Raw genomic sequence first — 2,564 nt, forward strand, 5'->3', positions numbered from 1 at the left:
TTTCAATACCCATTAATAGTTTTTCACTTTGATCCATKATAAGAYCCTCYTATTTTTTRAGGGCAACCCATGTTATAATACTAKTGTCTATTAATAAMGTATTATGTTTTTCACATGGGGTGTTTCTCTGCCAGGAGAAWTGCCCTTTTCATTTTGTTGTGTCTAATCTTGCTGTTATTCGTTTGAATCACCTCCTTAATTTATTTATCTTCCTTGTTATCAATCTCGTTATATTGCATTAAAACGTTTAATCTTGAGTTTTTACCGCCCTTAAAGATCTTATCTGGATTGATTTGATAGGTTCCAGCTCTAATCTTTTTAAGAAAGTCTGATTCTTGTAGAGCTTTCATCGTTTCAGCAATCGTAGGCTGAGAAATTCCTAATTTCTGTTGAATTTCTTTATAAGTCATTAAAAACATGTTCTCGCTATTAAGGTTATCCATTATGAATGTAAGAACTTTAAGTTTCTTATTACCTATTAAATCAAGACTTTCAACTATATGACCTAACCAAATTTTATGGAAATTAGCATCTCGTTCTTCAATGCTTATAACTTCCATTTCTTCAATTTCTCCAGTCTCCGAGTTTATGTATTTTTTTGTTCCTACAACTTTTGTTGCTTTTCTAGTTACTCCTTTTTTGCGTTTGTAATTAGACATTTTTTTAACTCCTTTATAGAAAAATAATCCAGTCTCTTTTTCATATTTTGAGTATATAATAACAAGAGACTTAAGTAAACACTTAAATATTATTTAAGTGAACACTTAAAAAAATTTAAGTGAACACTTAAAAAAATTTAAGTGAACAAATCACTCTCAAACCCTTGGTATAAAAGGGTTTGTCTAACATTTAACCTTTTTTTCACTCTTATCTATTAATATATTTGCTATTTTTAATGCAAGGTTCGAGTAGTATTTTTTCAGAAAGTCACTGAAAAAATCTCCACTCTTTTCTCCTTGCATTAAAAATTTCGGCAGGGTTGGTTATATCGCCAAGCCGAACATACCCAAAACGAAATTTAAAATGATCGGCTTGTGACGGCCATTATACCTGCCGAACCGCCAAAGCAGCCGTCCATAGTTACTATCTCTTCTCAAAATAAGATACACACATGGGGACTAGTCCCCAAACCCCTAGCCAGCACACCACCCCAAAACAAAGGTGAATCAATCGATCATCGATCAATCAGTAGGGATTTTGAAAAAATTAAAGAAACTATATATAGTTTGTCTTAGTGATTGATTGATAATTGATTGATCGATTGAAGGAGGGCAGTTTATATTATGGATTGGATAACTATCAATGATATTTCTAAAATGATTAATACACCTGTTCCAACTGTAAGGAGATACATACAAAAACATCAAGCTTTTCTKAATACTAAGAGGGAAGGGAAAAAGATTTTATTACATCCAGATTCCATAGAAATTCTAAAGAAAATCCGGAAGTGGTATATGATCGATAACTTGATTGATACTGAAATAGATAATAAGCTCAAAGCCGATGGTTATAAGCTTTTCATTGATGTTGAATCAATCAATCATSAATCRATYRAMCAAGAATTRGACTCTTCTTCTTTAGATTTTTTGAAAGCTATGTTTAAAGAACAAAGAGTAATTAATGAGCAACTYATGGAAAGTAATAAATTGTTGGTTAAAGAGCTAGAAGAAATAAAGCAAAGCTATAAAGAAAGTGAAACTAAGAGGGAACAAAGAGACTTAGCTTTAATGGAGACCTTACGWTCAATACAGGAAACAAAAAAATYARTWGCTGYTTCAGAAGAAAAAAAGAAGTGGTGGSAGTTTTGGAAACTTTAGTTGTTGTATTATAAACAACTTTAATAATGTATCAGAGCCAACATATACAATGTTTCTTATAAGACGTGAGAGAAGATTCATAAAAAAATGGCACCTTAAAGGTGTCTTCTTTTATGTAGCATGACATGTCGTATAGGATGTATTGTTCTGATGCTTATTACAGTGGCCGTTATAAGCTTTTTTTAGATGCGAAGGTTAATCGCATGTRATTTTWAAGATACTTTTCTATAGATACATTGGATTACGTTAGTAATCATGTAGCTATAGGGAAATTTTTTCTCTTATTCTCCTGTTTTCATTTATTTTTGTGCGCGGCCAGTTAGAATTGAGGTTTTAAAAATATTGTCAGGAATATGCGAATATACATGTAGCATACATACAATGAAGGCCGCCTTATAGGATGATACATAATGGGCGGCCTTTGTTGTGACTATGACTTGAAGGAGGAAATCTTTATTAATAAAAATAGAAGTTTTCTACTGGTGGCCGTCGTCATAAACATTGCTATATGGATCTTTGTTCAAGAACAAATGACAAATGCCCAGGTTGAACCAGCTATTCTATCCGTTGATCAACCGACCACATGTAAGTAAATGTATGTATTTTAAAAGCAAAAGGTTATCCCTTTTGCTTTTTTATGGGGATCTTTGCTATGAACATTATTGAATTACTTGATGTAAGATTTAAGTTTAAATGTGCATCCTAATGAAGAGGTGCATATATGAAAAAATCTAGATTGATCTTAAT

General features: G+C 31.8%; 2 protein-coding genes. One reads left to right on the forward strand and one right to left on the reverse strand.

Annotation, left to right across the window (positions count from 1 at the left end; genetic code table 11):
* Positions 1-200: 200 nt before the first annotated feature.
* Positions 201-659, reverse strand: coding sequence for a replication/maintenance protein RepL (locus AC1DWA_RS32820; RefSeq protein ID WP_477917582.1), 459 nt, complete (start codon positions 657-659; stop codon positions 201-203).
* Positions 660-1,631: 972 nt separating this feature from the next.
* On the opposite strand from AC1DWA_RS32820, the gene AC1DWA_RS32825 reads away from it, so the two are divergent.
* Positions 1,632-1,817: a DUF3967 domain-containing protein gene (locus tag AC1DWA_RS32825; protein ID WP_477917583.1), complete on the forward strand. Its 186-nt coding sequence runs from the start codon at positions 1,632-1,634 to the stop codon at positions 1,815-1,817.
* Positions 1,818-2,564 lie beyond the last annotated feature (747 nt).

The organism is Rhodococcus sp. P4_F3_2 (assembly GCF_056401335.1).